This is a genomic window from Nonomuraea sp. NPDC050783 (genome assembly GCF_040802095.1).
Lineage (GTDB): Bacteria > Actinomycetota > Actinomycetes > Streptosporangiales > Streptosporangiaceae > Nonomuraea.
Genome location: NZ_JBFAHK010000021.1, coordinates 79,075 through 95,919, shown reverse-complemented (window position 1 = coordinate 95,919; position 16,845 = coordinate 79,075). Strand labels below are relative to the sequence as shown.

The 16,845-nt window shown below is 71.5% G+C and carries 24 protein-coding genes; 12 read left to right on the top strand and 12 right to left on the bottom strand.

The window, feature by feature from the left end; genetic code table 11:
• The first annotated feature begins 39 nt into the window (after positions 1 to 39).
• Entirely contained in the window at positions 40 to 678 is a 639-nt protein-coding gene (locus tag AB0H75_RS39375) for a TetR/AcrR family transcriptional regulator (RefSeq protein WP_367805007.1), read from the top strand.
• Between the two features lie 38 nt (positions 679 to 716).
• Here AB0H75_RS39375 and AB0H75_RS39370 read toward each other — a convergent pair whose 3' ends face one another.
• The 6 genes from AB0H75_RS39370 to AB0H75_RS39345 all read right to left on the bottom strand — a co-directional run bounded on the left by AB0H75_RS39370 (position 717) and on the right by AB0H75_RS39345 (position 4,179).
• Entirely contained in the window at positions 717 to 1,451 is a 735-nt protein-coding gene (locus AB0H75_RS39370; RefSeq protein ID WP_367805005.1) for an alanyl-tRNA editing protein, read from the bottom strand.
• A 16-nt stretch (positions 1,452 to 1,467) separates the two neighbouring features.
• The gene (locus AB0H75_RS39365) at positions 1,468 to 1,836 is read right to left on the bottom strand and encodes a DUF2516 family protein (protein WP_367805003.1); all 369 of its coding nucleotides are present in this window, start codon (positions 1,834 to 1,836) and stop codon (positions 1,468 to 1,470) included.
• A 127-nt stretch (positions 1,837 to 1,963) separates the two neighbouring features.
• Complete coding sequence (locus AB0H75_RS39360; RefSeq protein ID WP_367805001.1) at positions 1,964 to 2,377, bottom strand: hypothetical protein; 414 nt, start codon at positions 2,375 to 2,377, stop codon at positions 1,964 to 1,966.
• 3 nt (positions 2,378 to 2,380) lie between these two features.
• Positions 2,381 to 2,860: a helix-turn-helix domain-containing protein gene (locus AB0H75_RS39355; RefSeq protein ID WP_367804999.1), complete on the bottom strand. Its 480-nt coding sequence runs from the start codon at positions 2,858 to 2,860 to the stop codon at positions 2,381 to 2,383.
• A gap of 60 nt (positions 2,861 to 2,920) precedes the next feature.
• Positions 2,921 to 3,826 carry a M56 family metallopeptidase gene (locus AB0H75_RS39350; protein WP_367804997.1) on the bottom strand — a complete coding sequence of 302 codons (906 nt, stop codon included), beginning with the start codon at positions 3,824 to 3,826 and terminating at the stop codon, positions 2,921 to 2,923.
• On the bottom strand, positions 3,823 to 4,179 hold the full coding sequence (locus AB0H75_RS39345; protein ID WP_367804995.1) for a BlaI/MecI/CopY family transcriptional regulator: 357 nt from the start codon (positions 4,177 to 4,179) through the stop codon (positions 3,823 to 3,825). Before AB0H75_RS39345 ends, AB0H75_RS39350 begins: the two co-directional genes overlap by 4 nt.
• Before the next feature lie 77 nt (positions 4,180 to 4,256).
• On the opposite strand from AB0H75_RS39345, the gene AB0H75_RS39340 reads away from it, so the two are divergent.
• On the top strand, positions 4,257 to 4,772 hold the full coding sequence (locus AB0H75_RS39340) for an O-acetyl-ADP-ribose deacetylase (protein WP_367804993.1): 516 nt from the start codon (positions 4,257 to 4,259) through the stop codon (positions 4,770 to 4,772).
• Positions 4,773 to 4,808: 36 nt separating this feature from the next.
• On the opposite strand, the gene AB0H75_RS39335 is transcribed toward AB0H75_RS39340, so the two are convergent.
• Both AB0H75_RS39335 and AB0H75_RS39330 read right to left on the bottom strand, forming a co-directional pair.
• Positions 4,809 to 5,612, bottom strand: a complete 804-nt coding sequence (locus AB0H75_RS39335; protein WP_367804991.1) for a class I SAM-dependent methyltransferase — start codon at positions 5,610 to 5,612, stop codon at positions 4,809 to 4,811.
• Positions 5,609 to 6,349 carry an SDR family oxidoreductase gene (locus tag AB0H75_RS39330; RefSeq protein WP_367804989.1) on the bottom strand — a complete coding sequence of 247 codons (741 nt, stop codon included), beginning with the start codon at positions 6,347 to 6,349 and terminating at the stop codon, positions 5,609 to 5,611. The genes AB0H75_RS39335 and AB0H75_RS39330 overlap by 4 nt, the downstream gene beginning before the upstream one ends.
• A 141-nt stretch (positions 6,350 to 6,490) precedes the next feature.
• Here AB0H75_RS39330 and mshA point away from each other — a divergent pair, with 141 nt between their 5' ends.
• From mshA to AB0H75_RS39315, 3 genes are read left to right on the top strand one after another with little or no spacing between them, the layout of a single operon-like run.
• On the top strand, positions 6,491 to 7,768 hold the full coding sequence (mshA, locus tag AB0H75_RS39325; protein ID WP_367804987.1) for a D-inositol-3-phosphate glycosyltransferase: 1,278 nt from the start codon (positions 6,491 to 6,493) through the stop codon (positions 7,766 to 7,768).
• An 11-nt stretch (positions 7,769 to 7,779) separates the two neighbouring features.
• Positions 7,780 to 8,259, top strand: a complete 480-nt coding sequence (locus AB0H75_RS39320; RefSeq protein ID WP_367804985.1) for a YbjN domain-containing protein — start codon at positions 7,780 to 7,782, stop codon at positions 8,257 to 8,259.
• Positions 8,260 to 8,295: 36 nt separating this feature from the next.
• Positions 8,296 to 9,039: a phosphoglyceromutase gene (locus AB0H75_RS39315; protein WP_367804983.1), complete on the top strand. Its 744-nt coding sequence runs from the start codon at positions 8,296 to 8,298 to the stop codon at positions 9,037 to 9,039.
• Between the two features lie 15 nt (positions 9,040 to 9,054).
• On the opposite strand, the gene AB0H75_RS39310 is transcribed toward AB0H75_RS39315, so the two are convergent.
• Together AB0H75_RS39310 and phoU are read right to left on the bottom strand one after the other, a co-directional pair.
• The gene (locus tag AB0H75_RS39310; RefSeq protein ID WP_367804981.1) at positions 9,055 to 9,288 is read right to left on the bottom strand and encodes a hypothetical protein; all 234 of its coding nucleotides are present in this window, start codon (positions 9,286 to 9,288) and stop codon (positions 9,055 to 9,057) included.
• A gap of 45 nt (positions 9,289 to 9,333) precedes the next feature.
• On the bottom strand, positions 9,334 to 9,978 hold the full coding sequence (gene phoU / locus AB0H75_RS39305) for a phosphate signaling complex protein PhoU (RefSeq protein ID WP_367804979.1): 645 nt from the start codon (positions 9,976 to 9,978) through the stop codon (positions 9,334 to 9,336).
• A gap of 124 nt (positions 9,979 to 10,102) precedes the next feature.
• Between phoU and AB0H75_RS39300 the strand changes: the two genes are divergently transcribed.
• Together AB0H75_RS39300 and AB0H75_RS39295 are read left to right on the top strand one after the other, a co-directional pair.
• Positions 10,103 to 11,284, top strand: coding sequence for a sensor histidine kinase (locus AB0H75_RS39300; RefSeq protein ID WP_367804977.1), 1,182 nt, complete (start codon positions 10,103 to 10,105; stop codon positions 11,282 to 11,284).
• On the top strand, positions 11,281 to 11,973 hold the full coding sequence (locus AB0H75_RS39295; protein WP_020544660.1) for a response regulator transcription factor: 693 nt from the start codon (positions 11,281 to 11,283) through the stop codon (positions 11,971 to 11,973). The genes AB0H75_RS39300 and AB0H75_RS39295 overlap by 4 nt, the downstream gene beginning before the upstream one ends.
• Before the next feature lie 52 nt (positions 11,974 to 12,025).
• On the opposite strand, the gene AB0H75_RS39290 is transcribed toward AB0H75_RS39295, so the two are convergent.
• Complete coding sequence (locus tag AB0H75_RS39290; RefSeq protein WP_367804975.1) at positions 12,026 to 12,610, bottom strand: copper chaperone PCu(A)C; 585 nt, start codon at positions 12,608 to 12,610, stop codon at positions 12,026 to 12,028.
• A 275-nt stretch (positions 12,611 to 12,885) separates the two neighbouring features.
• Here AB0H75_RS39290 and AB0H75_RS39285 point away from each other — a divergent pair, with 275 nt between their 5' ends.
• The 4 genes from AB0H75_RS39285 (at position 12,886) to AB0H75_RS39270 (ending at position 14,707) form a co-directional block, all read left to right on the top strand.
• The gene (locus AB0H75_RS39285; protein ID WP_043624891.1) at positions 12,886 to 13,368 is read left to right on the top strand and encodes a CarD family transcriptional regulator; all 483 of its coding nucleotides are present in this window, start codon (positions 12,886 to 12,888) and stop codon (positions 13,366 to 13,368) included.
• A 17-nt stretch (positions 13,369 to 13,385) separates the two neighbouring features.
• On the top strand, positions 13,386 to 13,859 hold the full coding sequence (gene ispF / locus AB0H75_RS39280) for a 2-C-methyl-D-erythritol 2,4-cyclodiphosphate synthase (RefSeq protein ID WP_367804972.1): 474 nt from the start codon (positions 13,386 to 13,388) through the stop codon (positions 13,857 to 13,859).
• 188 nt (positions 13,860 to 14,047) lie between these two features.
• Positions 14,048 to 14,341 carry a GlsB/YeaQ/YmgE family stress response membrane protein gene (locus AB0H75_RS39275; RefSeq protein ID WP_367804970.1) on the top strand — a complete coding sequence of 98 codons (294 nt, stop codon included), beginning with the start codon at positions 14,048 to 14,050 and terminating at the stop codon, positions 14,339 to 14,341.
• A gap of 96 nt (positions 14,342 to 14,437) precedes the next feature.
• A complete protein-coding gene (locus AB0H75_RS39270) occupies positions 14,438 to 14,707 on the top strand; it encodes a GlsB/YeaQ/YmgE family stress response membrane protein (protein WP_091080742.1) in 270 nt (89 codons plus the stop codon).
• 168 nt (positions 14,708 to 14,875) lie between these two features.
• Here AB0H75_RS39270 and AB0H75_RS39265 read toward each other — a convergent pair whose 3' ends face one another.
• Positions 14,876 to 16,378, bottom strand: coding sequence for a DUF2637 domain-containing protein (locus AB0H75_RS39265; RefSeq protein WP_367804967.1), 1,503 nt, complete (start codon positions 16,376 to 16,378; stop codon positions 14,876 to 14,878).
• Positions 16,379 to 16,432: 54 nt separating this feature from the next.
• Here AB0H75_RS39265 and AB0H75_RS39260 point away from each other — a divergent pair, with 54 nt between their 5' ends.
• Positions 16,433 to 16,819 (top strand): PPOX class F420-dependent oxidoreductase, encoded by a 387-nt coding sequence (locus AB0H75_RS39260; RefSeq protein WP_367804965.1) that lies wholly within the window; start codon positions 16,433 to 16,435, stop codon positions 16,817 to 16,819.
• Positions 16,820 to 16,845: the final 26 nt, after the last annotated feature.

Sequence of the window (16,845 nt, the reverse complement as noted above, 5' to 3'; positions counted from 1 at the left end):
CTAACCTGAGAGAACAGTCAACTTCGGTAGGATGACCTCATGCCGACTCGGACGAAGCCGCTGCGGAAGGACGCGCAGCGCAACCGCGACTCGCTGATCGCGACGGCCAGGCAGCTCTACGCCGCCCGCGGCCTGGACGTCTCACTCGACGAGATCGCCCGTACGGCGAAGGTCAGCAGCGGCACGCTCTACAACCACTTCCCCGGCCGCGGCGACCTGATCGAGGCCGTCTTCGCCGACCGGGCCGCCACCGTGGTACGGATCGCCGAGCAGGCGCTGGCGATGGACGACGCGTGGAAGGGGCTGGTCCACTTCCTGGAGCGCATCTGCGAGCTGCAGGCCGCCGACCGCGGCTACAACGACCTTCTCTCCCGCCGGGTCCCGCAGACCCCGCCCACGGAGGGCCACCGGCGGGGCTACGAGCTGATGAGCCGGCTCATCGACCGCGCGCACGAATCCGGGGCGCTGCGCGAGGACGTCACCCTTGAGGACATGGCCTTCGTGACCTGGGGCACCGCCCGCACCGTCGAGGCGACCTCCGGCGTCAGGCCCCAGGCGTGGCGGCGGCACCTCGCCCTCATGCTCGACGGCCTGCGCGCGGAGGCCGCGCACCCCCTGCCCGAACCGCCGTTGCGGCCCGGCGAGCTGGCTGATCTGATGCGCGACTGCGCGTCCTAGGGCCTGGAGGGCAGGAGTCCTGCCGTCCCGGCCGGCCGTCAGTCGGAGATCTGGATGCGCAGGCGGCGGAAGCCCTTGCCCTTGCTCTCGACCTTGGCCACCCTGATGCGGCCGATCTGCTTGGTCGAGGCCACGTGGGTGCCGCCGTCGGCCTGCGTGTCGAGGCCCACGATGTCGACGATCCGTACATCCTGGACGCTCTCGGGCACCAGGTTGGTGGCGGTGCGGATGATGTCGGGGAGGGCGAACGCCTCCGCGCGCGGCAGCACCCTGACGTCGATGCGGCGGTCGGCGGCGATCTCGGCGTTGCAGGCGTCCTCGACGGCCTCCTTGAACCCCGGCGGCACCTCGGGCAGGTTGAAGTCCATGCGGGCGCTCAGCTCGTCCATGTTGCCGCCGGTGACCGGACAGCCGTAGTCGCGGAAGACCACGCCGCACAACACGTGCAGGCCGGAGTGGGTGCGCATGAGCGCCGAGCGGCGCGCGTCGGCCACCGCGGCCCGCACCACCGTGCCCGGCGGCGGGACGGGATCGCCCTCGGCCGGGATCAGGTAAAGGTCGTCGCCCTTGCGCACGCCGGCGATGCGGGTCTCCACGCCCTGCCAGATCAGCACCCCGTGGTCGGCCGGCTGGCCGCCGCCGCCCGGGTAGAAGGCCGACCTGTCGAGCACGACGCCCTCGGGGGAGGAGTCGAGCACGACGGCCTCGAAGTCGCGCAGCGCCTGGTCCGACAGCTCCAGCCTTCTGGTACGTCCGTGGAGGTCGTGGGTCATACCGGAAGTTTAGGGCTCACCACGGGCCGTACGGGCCGTTGTTGCCGCCCCGGCCGCCCATGCCCTTCACCGCGGGCTTGACGTCCACGATGTAGACCGCGGCCGCGATGACGGCCAGGATCGAGAAGATCCCGAGGCCGATGCCCAGGAAGTCGGCGCCGCCGACGTAGAGGAAGCCCATGAGGTATTGGTAGGCCCCGGCCGCGGAGAACAGCGTGGCCAGCCCCAGGATGAGCAGCCAGATCGGTTTCTGCAGCTTGCCGGCCGACAGGAAGGCGTTGGCCGGCACCCGTAGCGCGTGGACGAGTGCATAGACCGACATGCCGAAGATGGCGGCGGCGAGCACCAGGAAGAGGAGGTTGAAGACTCCGTTGATCAGACTCATGTTGTCGGCTCCGCCCAACGCGCGAGATGAAAACCGGACCCCAGCCTAATAGGCGGGACCGACAGCCGGGCACCCCCGAACGGGAAGGCCCGCCTCCGCACGAAGGAGACGGGCCTTCCCGCGGAGGTCAGTCCTTGGTGGTGCGGGTGGTCTTCCTGACCGGCTTGACGGGCTCGGCGACCGGCGGCTCGGCGGCCTCCGACACCTCCTCCAGCTCGAGCGCGGCCGTGCCGGTGGCCTCGCTGACGACCCTGCGGCCGCGCGTGGCGAGCTCCTCGTAGGCCTCGGTGGCGCGGTGGCCGAGCTGGCCGGCGTACTCGCGGGCCTTCTCGGGCAGCTCGCGGGCGACGGACTCGACCTTGTCGGCGTACGCGCGCGTCCGCTCCGGCAGCTCGCGGGCGAGCTCGAAGCGCCGGGCCTGGAGCTTCTGGAGCTGGTCGGGCAGCTCGCGCAGCTTCTCGACGGCGTAGTCGCCGACACCCGCGACCGCGTAGAAGGGCTTGGAGTCGGTGAGCTTCTTGACCTCGGTGGCGAGCGTCATGGATCAACCTTTCTGGGGTTGCTGAGGATCCTGGGGGTTCTGGGCGGCGTCGCTGTCGCGCGGGGCCGCCGCGTAAGGCTGCAGCGCGGCGAGGAACTCCTCGGGCAGCGGCTCGTCCCGCTCGGTGGCCCGCTCGTCCTCGACGGGGCTCTCCTTGCGGAACGACTCGTAGATGTCGATCAGCACCTGGCGTTGCCGCTCGGTGAGATGCGGATCGGCCCGGACCGCGGTGACCACGTCGCTCGGCGGCTCGCGGTCCTCGATCAGCCCCGCCTGCACGTAGAGCGCCTGGGAGGAGATGCGCAGGCCCTTGGCGATCTGGTTGAGGATCTCCGCGCTCGGCTTGCGCAGGCCGCGCTCGATCTGGCTCAGGTAGGGGTTGGAGACCCCGGCAGCCTCCGCGAGCTGGCGCAGCGAGATCTTCGCCTGCGTGCGCTGCTCGCGGATGTACTCACCGATCGAGCCGACCTTGGGTAGTGCCATGCCCATAGTCTGCCGTCCGCTGCTTGCAATTGCAAACGCGGTGATTAACACCAGCAAGCATTAGAGCTGGTAGACCCACAGGACCGGCGCGGCGGTGAGCAATGTCACAGCGAGGGCGAGGTAGCCGTAACGCACCGAGGCCGCCAGCTCAGGACCCGGCTTGACCAGGCGGTTCACCCGCGCCATGACGTTGTGGGCGTGCACGCCCAGCATGCCGTGGGGCGTCGGCATGGCCCCGGCCGTGCCGAACCTGAGCAGCGCCGTGGCCAGCCGGCGCGGCGAGCAGTAGCGCCGGGCCCGGTCGTCGGCGGCCATCTCGATGAGCAGCTCCACCTGTGCCTGCGCGTCGGCCACCACCCGCGACCAGGGCAGCGCCCGGCGCAGCGCGGCGAACGGCAGCAGCACCAGGTCGTGGCGCTCGCGCACGTGCGCCGCCTCGTGCGCGAGCACGGCCGCCAGCTCGTCCTGCGACAGCAGCTTGCGCGCGCCCTCGCTCACCACGACCTGCGAGCGCAGCCCCGGCACGCAGTAGGCCGCCGCGCCCGGGTGGTCGAGCACCCGCACGCCCGGGATCGCCGGGTCGTCGTGGGCGATGAGCGCCAGCAGCATGCGGTGGCGCCGGCGCGCCCGCAGTGCCTGCACGCCGGCCGTGAGCAGCACCGCGACCAGCACGGCCAGCGCGGTGATGCCCGCGATCATGGCCAGCACGTGCAGCGCGTCCCACGGCGCGGCCGGGGTCTCGCCCCGCGCGAACGCGATGAGCCCCGGCAGCACGCCGAGGTCGTAGGGCTGGACCGCGTACGCCAGCATGGCGCCGGTCGTCGCCAGCCCCCAGGCCACGCCCAGGGACTGCCAGAGAATGATGGCCAGCCGCGGCGCGCGCGGGGTCCATTCGGCTTTGGTGAAACGCCAGGAGCCAACGGCGCACGCCGCAGCGAGCGCCGCAAGCGCCGCTGCCGTGATCACTCTTCCTCCAGCTCCGTGAGGGCTCTGCGCAGGATCTCCGCCTCGGGCCCTGACACGGCCTGGGCGAAGCGGGTCAGGGCGGCCGAGCGGTCGCCCGTGAGGTCCAACGCCTCCAGCATAAGCTCGGCGATGTAGGCGTCACGGCTCTCGGCCGGCTGATATCTCCAGGCCCGGCCGTCGCGGGTGCGGTGGAGGAACCCCTTGCGGGTGAGGCGGTCGAGGACGGTCATCACCGTGGTGGGGGCGAGGTCGCGGTCGGCGATGAGCCTGCCGACCTCGCGGGCGGTCAACGCGCCGTCCCCGGCCCACAAAATGTCCATGATGCTGCGCTCAAGCTCGCCAAGACCCTTCACGTCTTTCAGGGTAGCTCTACAGGGCGTCGAGCTGATATCCGGGTGCTCCAGATCTCCCGGGTGGCGGAGGGGATGAGATGAACATCACACTGGTCCAGGGCGACATCACCGAGCAGCACGTGGACGCCGTCGTCAACGCGGCCAACTCCTCGCTCATGGGCGGGGGCGGCGTGGACGGCGCGATCCACCGGCGCGGCGGCCCGGAGATCCTGCGGGCCTGCCAGGAGCTGCGCGCCGGCCGCTACGGCGGCGGCCTGCCGACCGGCCAGGCGGTGGCCACCACCGCGGGCCGGCTGCCCGCCCGCTGGGTGATCCACACGGTGGGCCCGGTCCACTCGCCGTCGCAGGACCGCTCGGACCTGCTGGCCTCCTGCTACCGCGAGTCGCTGCGGGTGGCGGACGAGCTGACGGCCAGGACGGTGGCTTTCCCCGCCATCTCGACCGGCATCTACGGCTGGCCGATGGACGACGCCGCCCGCATCGCCGTGGCCACGGTGCGGGCGGCCGGGGCGTCCGTGACGTCCGTGGAGGAGGTCAGGTTCGTGTTGTTCGACGCCGCGGCCTACGCGGCGTTCGCGGCGCGGCTGGACTGAGCTGGGCGGCTGAGCTGGCCGGGTTGCGCGGCCGGGTCAGGGAGCCGGGGGCGGTGGCGCGACGGCCGTCCACGGCAGGGTCAGCTCGCCGAGCCGCCACCGCTTCCGGCCGCCCAGCGGGGGCCGCTCGTACACCGGCCACGAACCGGCCAGAGCCCGTACGGCGGCCAGCCACCGCTGCCGCGCCCCGTGCGCCCCATAGGGGGCGCTCACCGCCCACGCGTGGTCGAAATCGCGCAGGAACGCATGGATCCGCTCACCCGGGACGTTGCGGTGGATGAGCGTCTTCGGCAGCCGGTCGGCCAGGTCGGAGGGCCGCTCGAAGGCGTCGAACCGGGCCGAGAAGGTCAGGGTCCGCGGCCCGCCCGGCGACAGGCCCACCCACACCGCCCGCCGCCCGTTCTCCGAGCAGGTGCCCTCCACCAGGACGCCGTCCGGCGCGAGCCGGCCGCACAGCACCTCCCAGTAGCGCCAGGCGTCCGCCTCGGCGTACTGGCGCAGCACGTTGAACGCCCGGACCAGCACCGGCGGCCGGTCCACGGGCAGCTCGAAGCCGCCGAGCCGGAAGCTCAGCCCCTCCCGCTCGTACGGCCTGGCCAGCGCCACCCGGGCCGGGTCGATCTCGATGCCCACCACCTCGACCCCGGGCACGGCCCGGCGCAGCCGGGTGAACAGCTCCAGCGTCGTCACGTGCGAGGCGCCGTAGCCCAGGTCCACCACCAGGGGACGCCCGGCCGCCCGCAACCGCCGCCCGTGCGCCGCGACCACCCAGCGGTCGCAGCGCCGCAGCCGGTTCCGGCCGGTCGTGCCCCTGGTGATCGCGCCGACCGGCCTGGTCACGAAACCCGGTGCACCTTGTGCTGGGCTGCCTGGGCGCGCGGGCGGATGACCAGGCGGTCGATGTTGACGTGGGCCGGCCTGGTGACGCACCAGGCGATCGCGTCGGCCACGTCGTCGCTGCTCAGGGGGTCGGGGACGCCTTCGTACACGCGGGCGGCCGCCGCCTCGTCGCCGCGGAACCTGGTCACCGCGAAGCCCTCGCTGCGTACCATGCCCGGCGCGATCTCCACCACGCGCACCGGCCGGCCCACCAGCTCCAGGCGCAGGGTCTCGGCCATCGAGCTCTGGGCGTGCTTGGCCGCGCAGTAGCCGCCGCCGCCCTCGTACGACACCAGGCCCGCGGTGGAGGTCAGCATCACCAGCACGCCGTCGCCGGAGGCGATCAGCTTGGGCGTCAGCGCCTGAGTCATGCGCAGCGAGCCGAGCACGTTGACGTCGTACATGCGCTGCCAGTCGTCGAGCCGCCCCTCGGTCACCGGCTCCAGGCCGAACGCGCCGCCGGCGTTGTTGACCAGCACGTCGCAGCGCTCCAGCGAGGCGGCCAGCGCGTCCACCGACTCCTGGGACGTCACGTCGAGCGTCACCGCCCGGAGGCCGGGCAGCTCGGCGGCCAGTTTGTCCAGCCGGTCGCGGCGCCGCGCGCCGGCCACCACGTCGTATCCCTCGGCGGCGAGCCGGCGGGCCGTCGCCTCGCCGATGCCGCTGCTCGCCCCGGTCACCACAGCCGTCTTCCGCATGCCCACATCCTGCCAGCGCCCGCCGCGCGCCCGCCGCCGGGGGCCCGGCCCGGCCGCCGTCGCGGAGCCGCGACCCCGATGCGTCCGATGTCGGGAATGTCGCATAAATCTGGATGGTTACTAGCTTGGAGGTGGTGCCGCGTGAAGCGACGACGGGTCAGCCGGGTCGCGACCATCAGCATGCACACGTCGCCCCTGGACCAGCCCGGCACGGGCGACGCGGGCGGCATGAACGTGTACATCGTCGAGTCCGCCAAGCGGCTCGCCGACCTCGGCGTGGAGGTGGAGATCTTCACCCGCGCCACCGCCCGCGACCTGCCCCCCGTGGCCGAGCTCGCCCCCGGCGTCCTCGTCCGGCACGTCGCCGCCGGCCCGTACGAGGAGATGGACCGCGCCGACCTGCCCGCCCAGCTCTGCGCCTTCCTGTCGGAGGTGCTGCGCACCGAGGCCATGTACGACCCGGGCCGCTACGATGTCATCCACTCCCACTACTGGCTGTCCGGCCAGGTCGGCTGGCTGGCCAAGGAACGCTGGGGCGTCCCCCTCGTCCACACCATGCACACCATGGCCAAGGTCAAGAACCTGATGCTCGCCGCCGGCGACAAGCCCGAGCCGCAGGCCCGCGTGGTCGGCGAGGAGCAGGTCGTGGAGATCGCCGACCGCCTGGTGGCCAACACCTCCGACGAGGCCCGCGAGCTGGTCGAGCTGTACGGCGCCGCCGAGGAGCGCGTCGCCGTCGTCAACCCCGGCGTCAACCTCAACGTCTTCCAGCCCGGCTCGCAGGCCGCCGCCCGGCACCGCCTGGGCCTGCCGCTGGGCGCGCACGTGCTGCTGTTCGTGGGCCGCATCCAGCCGCTCAAGGCGCCGGACGTGCTGCTGCGCGCCGCCTCCCGCCTGCTCATCGAGGACCCGTCGCTGCGCGGGCGCCTGGTGGTGGCCTGCGTCGGCGGCCCGTCGGGCAACGGCCTGGCCCGCCCCTCCCTCCTCACCGAGCTCGCCGCCGAGCTGGGCATCCCCGACGTCGTCCGGCTCGTGCCGCCGGCTCCGCAGCAGGAGCTGGCCGACTGGTACCGGGCGGCCACGGTCACGGTCGTGCCGTCGTACAACGAGTCGTTCGGCCTCGTCGCCCTGGAGTCGCAGGCGTGCGGCACGCCGGTCGCCGCCGCGGCCGTCGGCGGGCTGCGCACCGCGGTCAGGGACGGCGTCTCCGGCCTCCTCCTCGACACCCACGACCCGGCCGAGTGGGCGCGGGCGCTGCGCCGCTTCGTCGGCGCGCCGGGCTGGCGCGACCAGCTCGCCCGCGGCGCCCGTACGCACGCGGCCGCCTTCGGCTGGCAGGCCACCGCCTCCCGCCTCGTCGAGGTCTACGCGGCCGCCGTCGCCCACCTGCACAAGACGCCCGTCGCCATCAATCTGTAACCTGCGTTGCCATGCGAGATGTCGTCGAAGCCGCGCTCAAGGCCGCGGACGTCACCTATGACGAGCCGCGGCCCGGGGCGTTCCTCGTCAAGCTCCCCGGCCAGCACAAGCTCGCCACCATGACCTGGCTCATCGTCGGGGAGCGGGTGCTCCACGTCGAGGCGTTCTTCTGCCGCAAGCCGGACGAGAACCACGAGGAGTTCTACCGCTGGCTGCTGGAGAAGAACGGCTCCATGTACGGGGTGCACTTCTCCCTCGACCCCGTCGGCGACGTCTACCTCGTGGGCCGCGTCCCGCTGGCCGCCGTCTCCGCCGAGGAGGTCGACCGGCTGCTGGGCTGCGTGCTCACCTACGCCGACGACTGGTTCGACCGGGCGCTGGAGCTGGGCTTCGCCTCCTCGATCCGGCGCGAGTGGGCCTGGCGGGCCAAGCGCGGCGAGTCGCTGGTCAACCTCCAGGCGTTCGCCCGCTTCGCCGATCCCGACCGCTGAGCCCCGCCCCCACCCGGCCGCCCTAGGATGTGGGCCATGGCGACTTTGGTGCTGCTACGGCACGGCGAGAGCGACTGGAACGCGAAGGGCCTGTTCACCGGCTGGGTGGACGTGAGCCTGTCGGCCAAGGGCGAGGAGGAGGCCCGCCGCGGCGGCAAGCTGCTGGTGGAGGCCGGCCTGCGGCCGGACGTCGTCCACACCAGCCTGCTCAGCCGGGCCATCCAGACGGCCCAGCTCGCGCTGGCCGAGGCCGACCTGATGTGGCTGCCGGTCAAGCGGAGCTGGCGGCTCAACGAGCGCCACTACGGCGCGTTGCAGGGCAAGAACAAGGCGCAGACGCGCGAGGCGTTCGGCGACGAGCAGTTCATGCTCTGGCGCCGCTCCTACGACGTGCCGCCGCCGCCGATCGCCGACGACGACGAGTTCTCCCAGGCCGGCGACGCCCGCTACGCCCTCCTCCCGCCGGAGCTCATGCCCCGCACGGAGTGCCTGAAGGACGTGGTGGAGCGCATGCTGCCCTACTGGTACGACCAGATCGTGCCCGACCTCGCGGCCGGCCGCACGGTCCTGGTGGCCGCCCACGGCAACTCGCTGCGGGCCCTGGTCAAGCACCTCGACGGCATCAGCGACGAGGACATCGCCGGCCTCAACATCCCGACCGGCATCCCCCTGCTGTACGAGCTGGACGCCGACTTCCGGCCGCTGGTGCGCGGCGGCGAGTACCTCGACCCCGAGGCCGCCAAGGCCGCCATCGAAGCGGTGGCCAACCAGGGCCGGTAGGGCCCGGCGGGGCCGTCACCCGCCGGTGGTGGGGCCGAACGGGAGGCCGCGTTCGGCCCTGTCCTGGCAGGAGGGGCAGAGCGGCTGGTCAGCCGAGCGGGCCACGGCCTCCGGGGTCGCCGGGCGCGTCCTGCCGAGGACGCTGAAGCCCGGCGGGAGCCCGGTCGCCGGATCGATCAGGAACGTCGTCACCTCGGCGGGGTCGTAGTCGAACTCCCGCCTGCACGCGAAGCAGCGACCGTGCTCCATGATCCCGTCCTTCCGCCGGTGGCACCAGCCTACGGCGGCCGGGGGTCAGTTCGGGCGGTCGCCGGTCACCAGGTAGACGACGTCCTGCGCGACCCGTACCGCGTGGTCGGCGTAACGCTCGTAGTAGCGGCCGATGAGCGTGATGTCGATGGCGGCCTCGACGCCGTGCTCCCAGTCCTTGCCGAGGATGACCCGGAACAACCGGCGGTGCAGCCGGTCCATCGCGTCGTCGTCCTTGGGCAGCTCCAGCGCCGACTCCACGTCCCGCGTGGCGACGCAGCCGCCGGCCTTGGTGACCAGGGTCTCCGCGATCTGGCCCATCTCCACGATGGTGGAGCGGAGCTGGGGCGGGATCGCCGAGTCGGGGTGGCGCAGCCGGGCGACCTTGGCGACGTGGACGGCCAGGTCGCCCATCCGCTCCAGGTCGGTGCCCATGCGCAGCGCGGTGATGACCAGCCGCAGGTCCACCGCCACCGGCTGCTGCCTGGCCATCAGGTCGAAGATCGTGGTCTCGACCTCGGCGAAGATGGCGTTCACTTCCTCGTCGCGCGAGATGACGCTCTCGGCGATCGCGAGGTCCGAGTCGAGCAGGGCCGTGGTGGCACGGGAGATGGCCGACCGGACCAGCCTGGTCATCTCGACCAGCTTGTCCGTCAGTCCTTCGAGTTCCTCATGGTACGCGTCGCGCATGCCGTCACCGTACGTGTCGCACGATGAACGAACCCCGACCGCCAGATGAACTTTCCGGGAAAGGGACGTTCATCCCCTGATGAGAGGGTCTGTCCCCTGAGGAAGGCCACCTACCATCGGAGGCATGAGTGAGATGGCCATGAGCTTCGCGGCCCTGGCCGGCTTCGTCGTGGGCGCGCTGGCGGTGCTCTTCTACCGCAACCAGATCGAGGCCCCGAGCCGTGTCGCCGCGGACGGCGGCGTGGAGACCGGGGCGGCGCTCCCGCAGGGCGTGGCCTCCGTCCTCGCGGTGCTGCCCTCCTCCGCCGTGGTGCTCGACGCGCACGACCGGGTCCTGCGCGCCAGCTCGGCGGCGCGGGCGTTCGGGCTGGTCAAGGGCGACCGGCTGATGGCCGCCGAGCTGCTGGCGCTGGCCCGCCAGGTACGCCGCGACGGCGAGATCCGCGAGAGCGAGATCGACGTCGCCGGGCACAAGTTCGGTCAGGAGACCACCAACTTCGCCGTGCGCGTGGCGCCGCTCGGCTCCCACGGCCAGGTGCTCGTGCTGGCCGAGGACCAGACCGAGCGCCGCAGGGTCGAGGCCGTGCGCCGCGACTTCGTCGCCAACGTCAGCCACGAGCTGAAGACCCCGGTCGGCGCCCTCAGCCTGCTCGCCGAGACCATCCAGGACGCCGCCGACGACCCCGAGGCCGTCACCCGCTTCGCCAACCGCATGCAGCACGAGGCCGCCCGCCTCAACTACCTCGTCCAGGACCTCATCACCCTGAGCAGGATCCAGGGCGCCGAGCCCATCCCCACCCCGGGCCAGGTCTCGATCGACGAGGCCGTCCACGACGCCATCGACCACTGCAACACCAAGGCCGCCGCCAAGGACATCGCGCTCGTCACCGGCGGCACCGAGGGCCTGCGCATCTGGGGCGACGACGAGCTGCTCGTCACCGCCCTGCGCAACCTCATCGACAACGCCGTCGCCTACAGCCCCGAGCACACCCGGGTCGTGGTCAGCGCCCGCCCGGCCGGCGACTCGGTCGAGATCAGCGTCAGCGACCAGGGCATCGGCATCCCCGAGGAGGCGCTGGAGCGCATCTTCGAGCGTTTCTTCCGCGTGGACGCGGCCAGGTCCCGGGCCACCGGCGGCACCGGCCTCGGCCTCGCCATCGTCAAGCACGTCGCCGTCGCGCACGCCGGCGAGGTGTCCGTCTGGAGCAAGGAAGGGTCCGGCTCCACCTTCACCCTCCGCCTGCCCGCCTTCGGCGGCACGGCGGTGGCCGTACCACCCGCGATTCCCTTGGAGGCAGCCTCATGACCCGAGTACTCGTCGTCGAGGACGAGGAGTCGTTCTCCGACGCCCTGTCCTACATGCTGCGCAAGGAGGGTTTCGAGGTGTCGGTCGCGGCGACCGGGCCGGAGGCGCTCGACACGTTCGACCGCAACGGCGCCGACCTGGTGCTGCTCGACCTCATGTTGCCCGGCCTGCCAGGCACGGAGGTGTGCCGGTCGTTGCGGCAGCGGTCCAAGGTGCCGGTGATCATGCTGACCGCCAAGGACAGCGAGATCGACAAGGTGGTCGGCCTGGAGCTGGGCGCCGACGACTACGTGACCAAGCCGTTCTCCTCGCGCGAGCTGGTCGCCCGCATCCGCGCGGTGCTGCGCCGCCAGGGCGACGTCGTGGAGGAGCTGGAGAGCGCCGTGCTGGCCGTCGGGCCGGTGCGCATGGACGTCGACCGGCACGTGGTGGCGGTGCGCGGCGAGCAGGTGCAGCTTCCGCTGAAGGAGTTCGAGCTGCTGGAGGTGCTGCTGCGCAACGCCGGGCGGGTGCTCACCCGCGGCCAGCTCATCGACCGGGTCTGGGGCGCCGACTACGTGGGCGACACCAAGACGCTGGACGTCCACGTCAAGCGCCTGCGCGCCAAGATCGAGGCCGACCCGTCCAACCCGCGCTGCATCCTCACGGTGCGCGGTCTGGGCTACAAGTTCGACGTGGTGGACGGCTGACGAACCCCTTGTCCCGGTGCCGTGCGTACCGGGACAAGGGGTTCTCGCGTTCTCAGTGGGCCTCTTCCTCCTCGGCGGGGGCCGAGGCGGACGGCGTGGGCGTGGGGGCCGCGGTGGCGCCCGGGGCGGGCGGGTAGGCGGCGAACTCGCGGCTGCGCGTGACCACGGGCACGTACATGGACACGGTGCCGGCGTTGGCGAACTGGAGGTCCAGCTTGATGCTCTCGCCGCCCCTGAGGCTCTTGGGGATCGACTCCAGCATGAGCTGGGGGCTGGGCTTGCCGGTGTTGACCAGCTGGTTGCTCGGGATCTGGATGGGGGCCGCGACCTTGACCGAGCCCATGTTCCCGGCGGAGACCGCCTGGAGGGTGTCGGGGGTGCCGTTGGTGTTGAGGATGGTGAGGTAGATCGGGGCCGAGCCGCGCCAGGGGAGCTGGGCGCCGGGGTCGGGGCCGAGGATGAACGCCTGCGGGATGTGAATGCCGCGCGTGCCGTACGAGCCGTTCGCGATCAGTGCTTGGGCCTCGTTGGGCGCGTACGGTTTGTTGGTGTTGGCGTCGAATCCGGCCCCACAGCCGGCGAGCAGGGGGGCTGCCAAGAACGCGGCGGCGGCGACAATCCAGCGACGGCTGGTCACGAGCGGGTACTCCTTGGATCTTGCGCATGCATGTCGGGGGCCTCTCGCGCATGTATCACCTACGCGCGAGTGCAGCGCCAACCATATCGATCCGAATCCATGGTCATATCCGCGCCCCCGCAGGTCATTCGCTATGTCCGGAAATGTCAGGCATAGAGCTCCGCACTTGTCAACCCCCAATATGCGGCTTTGACCTGCAGTTATGAGGATTTCACTGTTCCGGGAGGCTGTGGATGCGTGGTACCCTGGAGTACAGCGGAAGGGGTACTTGTCACATGACTTTCCAGGTCGGCGACACTGTCGTCTACCCCCACCATGGGGCTGCTCGGATCGAAGCAATCACGAAGCGATCCATCAAGGGTGAGGAAAAGACCTACCTGGTGCTCAAGGTCGACAAGGGCGACCTTACCGTCCAGGTGCCAGCCGAAAACGCAGAACTTGTCGGTGTGCGCGATGTCGTCGGTCAGGAAGGCCTTGAGCGGGTTTTCGATGTCCTTCGCATGCCGCACACGGAAGAGCCGACCAACTGGTCTCGTCGTTACAAGGCCAATCTGGAGAAGCTCGCCTCGGGTGACGTGAACAAGGTCGCCGAAGTCGTTCGGGACCTGTGGCGGAGGGACCGCGAGCGTGGTCTGTCCGCGGGCGAGAAGCGCATGCTCGCCAAGGCGCGCCAGATCCTGGTCAGCGAGCTGGCGCTCGCCGAGAAGACCAATGAGGACAAGGCTGAGGCCCTTCTCGACGAGGTTCTCAACAGCTGAACACGAATCTTCCACGGGTGGGCGTCGGAGTCGACGTCCACCCGTTCGCTTCGAGCGTGTCCGGGCGCGAGCTCAGCCTCGCCGGGCTGCGCTGGCCGGGGGAGCCCGGGCTCGACGGCCATTCCGACGGCGACGCCGCCGCGCACGCGGCCTGCGACGCGCTGCTGTCCGCGGCCGGCCTGGGCGATCTGGGCAAGCTGTTCGGCACGTCCGACCCGCGCTGGGCGGGTGCCTCGGGCGTCGCGCTGCTGGAGGAGACCGCCCGCCAGGTGCGCGCGGCGGGCTACGAGATAGGCAACGTCGCCGTCCAGGTGATCGGCAACCGCCCGAAGCTGGCCCCCCGCCGGGTCGAGGCCGAGCTGGCGCTCGGCGGCGCGGTGGGAGCGCCGGTGAGCGTCTCGGCCACCACGACCGACGGGCTGGGGTTGACGGGGCGCGGGGAGGGCATCGCCGCCATCGCGACCGCGCTGGTGGTCAACCTTTCGGCGTAACCGGACGTCTCTCATGTGGGATGCGTGAGGGTGTCCCGGCGGGCCGTCAGCTTCAGCCCGCCCGATGCGGAGGCGGCGGTTCGTCACTGGCGCGGTACGGATCGCCGCCTTCCTCACCTATTGGGTTGTTTGTCTGGTTCGAGGGTAGGTCTCCCGACGCATGTGAACGTCTTCGGGGGGAGCTACACATGATCGGCGCGATTGTCTCCGCCGTGATCATCGGCGCCATCGTCGGTGCGCTGGCCAGGTTGCTGGTGCCCGGCAGGCAGAACATGTCCATCGGGTTGACCCTCATCGTCGGCATCGTCGCGGCGCTGATCGGCACCCTGATCGCGCACGCGCTCGGCTGGGCCGACACGCGGGGGATCGACTGGCTCGAACATCTGCTCCAGCTCGCCCTGGCGGTCATCGGCGTACTCCTGGTGACCCGGATGGGCATGGGGCGCGGGCGAGGTGGCCGTACTCGCGGAACCATGACTTGACCTGCGAAAAATAAAATCCGCGCATAATCGCCGGAGATCGGGTAGCGACATCCCCGTGGAGGTGAACGGCTCACCCTCACGGGGAGGTTTCATACCATGACAATCCAGTCCATCCTTGGCGCCATCGTGATCGGCGCCGTCATCGGCGCCATCGGTCGTCTGCTGCTGCCTGGCCGGCAGGCCATCGGGTGGATCCTCACCGTCGTCGTCGGCATCGTCGCGGCTCTCGTGGGCACCCTGCTCGCGCAGGTGCTGGGCGTTGAGACGACCCCCGGCATCGACTGGATCGAACTCGTGATGCAGGTGGTGCTGGCCGTCGTGGGTGTCGGCCTGGTCGCCGGACTCAAGCGCGGCCACCGCGTCTAGCGGTCTCACCACGGCGGTAGGGCGACGCCCGACCGTACGTCGGACATACATCGGCCCGCCCCGGGAGCCGATCCGATCGGGAAACCCGATCGGATGGACTTCCGGGACGGGCCTCCTCATGTCCTGAGGTCTCCGTCGGTCCTCCCTCGGTCCTCCGTCGGATCTCCGTCAGTCCTCCGGGGGGCGCGGAGTGCTCCGCAGGCGGACCGAAGGGGCCGGGGTGTCCTCATGGATCACCGGGTGCGGGGCGGTGTCCTCCAACTCGTCCTCAGAGCCTTCCGGCGCGTGCTGGGACGGGGCGGGGCGGTGGGGGCGGCCGGCCGACGGCGGCGGCGGGTCGTCGTCCTCCAGGATGATCGGCTGGGGCTGGGTGTCGGCGTTCCTCGGGTCGGGGCGGGGGTGGACGAGGACGTCGGTGGGCTTGTAACGGTCGCCCCAGCGGACGGGGCGGGTGGTGGTGTCCTGGCGGGGGGTCTCCACGTCGGGGGACGGCTGGGCGGGGTCCTGCTCGTGCCCCTGCGGCTGTTCCTGTCCGTGCCCCTGGCCCTGGTCCCGCTCCGACTCCGGCTCGTGTTCGGGCTCGTGTTCGGGCTCGTGGTCGTCGGTGGCGGGCGGGTGCGTGTCCGTGGCGACGGGCTCGTGGTGCTGGGGCTCCTGGACGTGGGTCTGGAGCTCCGGCTCCCGGGGGTGGGGGTCCTGGGCCTCCGACTCCTGGGCGTGCCATTCGGCGACCTGGGCCGAGATCGGTTCGTCCTGGGCGGAGGGCCGGGGGGCGTGCGGCTCGGCGTAGGGCTCGTGCCGACGGGACGGCTTCCTGCGGCCCTCGTGGTCCTCGCGGTCTTCGTGGTCCTCGCGGGCCTCCTGGCTCCCGCGGTCCTCGCGACCCTCGCTCTCGCGGTCCTCCTGGCTCTCCTGGCTCCCGTGGTTCTCGCGGTGTTCACGGTGTTCACGGTGTTCGCGGCGGGGGACCGGGATCTCCCGCGTCGGGATCCCCGCCTCGTCGTCCTCCCGCTCGTCCCGGTGGTTCCGTTCAGCCGTCGCCGCGGGGAGCTCGTCGGGCGTGACCGGGGGCGTCTCCGGGGCCGGAGTGGGGCCGACGACCGGCGTGGACTCCAGCACCGGTGCCGGTGCCGGGGCCTCCGTCACCACCAGCGGCGGCGGGACCGCCTCCGCGGCCCCCCGTCCCCGGTGGAACGGCACGAGGTCCGTCTCCGCCGCGTGGTCGTCCTCGGCCCGCGCGGCCCGGCCGCCGCCCGACTGCACGTGCTTGATCAGCAGCAGCCACAACCACAGGGCCACGGCGAGCATGACCCAGGGGGCGAGCGCCACCCCCACGGCCGTCTGCCGGGGATCGAAGGCGAACCGCACCGCGGTGGCCACGTTGGCCGCGGCGGCGGCCGCGATGAGCAGGACCAGCACGGTCGCGGCCTGGACCCGCACCAGCAGCCGGGCCGAGCGCAGCAGCAGCACGCCGACCAGCGCGACCACGAGGAGCGCGTCGAAGGCCGCCGGGTAGAGGAAGGCGAGGTCGGTCCTGGCCTCGCCGACGACGGCCAGCGCGCGGAGGTCGTCGAACGAGAGCGCGCAGGCGGCACCGGCGAGAGCGGCGACCGCGAGCCCCGCGAGGGCGATGCCCAGGCGCCGGAGCACAGAGGGGGGAGTCACGTCCATGGCGCCTTCGAGCCTACAGAACAATGTGATTCCGAGACCGATCAAGGGAGAGACATGGCCGAGTTGCCATTGGAAGCCCGCAAACTCCTGGACGCGCCCAATCACGCCGTCGTCACCAGCCTCAACGCCGACGGCAGCCCCCAGTCGAGTGTCGTCTGGGTACGCACGGACGGCGACGACGTGTTGTTCTCGACCGTCAAGGGACGCGTGAAGCCGCGTAACTTCGCCCGCGATCCGCGTACGAGCCTGCTGGTCATCGATCCGGACGAACCGGACCGGTACGTGGAGGTCCGCGGCATGGTGACCATCACCCCCGACCCCGAGGGCGCGCTCATCAAGGAGCTCGCGCAGAAGTACCAGGGGACGTCCTGGGAGGACAAGCCGGGCACAGAACGGTTGATTGTCCGCATCCGGCCGGAACGGGTCTTGGTACGAGGCTGATTTATCGGCCTGATGACGCCCTTGAG

Excerpts from the sequence above, each read along its gene's own strand:
- AB0H75_RS39375 (WP_367805007.1), top strand. The coding sequence starts at position 40 with ATGCCGACTCGGACGAAGCCGCTGCGGAAGGACGCGCAGCGCAACCGC.
- AB0H75_RS39370 (WP_367805005.1), bottom strand. The coding sequence starts at position 1,451 with ATGACCCACGACCTCCACGGACGTACCAGAAGGCTGGAGCTGTCGGAC.
- AB0H75_RS39365 (WP_367805003.1), bottom strand. The coding sequence starts at position 1,836 with ATGAGTCTGATCAACGGAGTCTTCAACCTCCTCTTCCTGGTGCTCGCC.
- AB0H75_RS39360 (WP_367805001.1), bottom strand. The coding sequence starts at position 2,377 with ATGACGCTCGCCACCGAGGTCAAGAAGCTCACCGACTCCAAGCCCTTC.
- AB0H75_RS39355 (WP_367804999.1), bottom strand. The coding sequence starts at position 2,860 with ATGGCACTACCCAAGGTCGGCTCGATCGGTGAGTACATCCGCGAGCAG.
- AB0H75_RS39340 (WP_367804993.1), top strand. The coding sequence starts at position 4,257 with ATGAACATCACACTGGTCCAGGGCGACATCACCGAGCAGCACGTGGAC.
- AB0H75_RS39330 (WP_367804989.1), bottom strand. The coding sequence starts at position 6,349 with ATGCGGAAGACGGCTGTGGTGACCGGGGCGAGCAGCGGCATCGGCGAG.
- AB0H75_RS39320 (WP_367804985.1), top strand. The coding sequence starts at position 7,780 with ATGCGAGATGTCGTCGAAGCCGCGCTCAAGGCCGCGGACGTCACCTAT.
- AB0H75_RS39315 (WP_367804983.1), top strand. The coding sequence starts at position 8,296 with ATGGCGACTTTGGTGCTGCTACGGCACGGCGAGAGCGACTGGAACGCG.
- AB0H75_RS39310 (WP_367804981.1), bottom strand. The coding sequence starts at position 9,288 with ATGGAGCACGGTCGCTGCTTCGCGTGCAGGCGGGAGTTCGACTACGAC.
- phoU (WP_367804979.1), bottom strand. The coding sequence starts at position 9,978 with ATGCGCGACGCGTACCATGAGGAACTCGAAGGACTGACGGACAAGCTG.
- AB0H75_RS39300 (WP_367804977.1), top strand. The coding sequence starts at position 10,103 with ATGAGTGAGATGGCCATGAGCTTCGCGGCCCTGGCCGGCTTCGTCGTG.
- AB0H75_RS39295 (WP_020544660.1), top strand. The coding sequence starts at position 11,281 with ATGACCCGAGTACTCGTCGTCGAGGACGAGGAGTCGTTCTCCGACGCC.
- AB0H75_RS39285 (WP_043624891.1), top strand. The coding sequence starts at position 12,886 with ATGACTTTCCAGGTCGGCGACACTGTCGTCTACCCCCACCATGGGGCT.
- AB0H75_RS39275 (WP_367804970.1), top strand. The coding sequence starts at position 14,048 with ATGATCGGCGCGATTGTCTCCGCCGTGATCATCGGCGCCATCGTCGGT.
- AB0H75_RS39270 (WP_091080742.1), top strand. The coding sequence starts at position 14,438 with ATGACAATCCAGTCCATCCTTGGCGCCATCGTGATCGGCGCCGTCATC.
- AB0H75_RS39265 (WP_367804967.1), bottom strand. The coding sequence starts at position 16,378 with ATGGACGTGACTCCCCCCTCTGTGCTCCGGCGCCTGGGCATCGCCCTC.
- AB0H75_RS39260 (WP_367804965.1), top strand. The coding sequence starts at position 16,433 with ATGGCCGAGTTGCCATTGGAAGCCCGCAAACTCCTGGACGCGCCCAAT.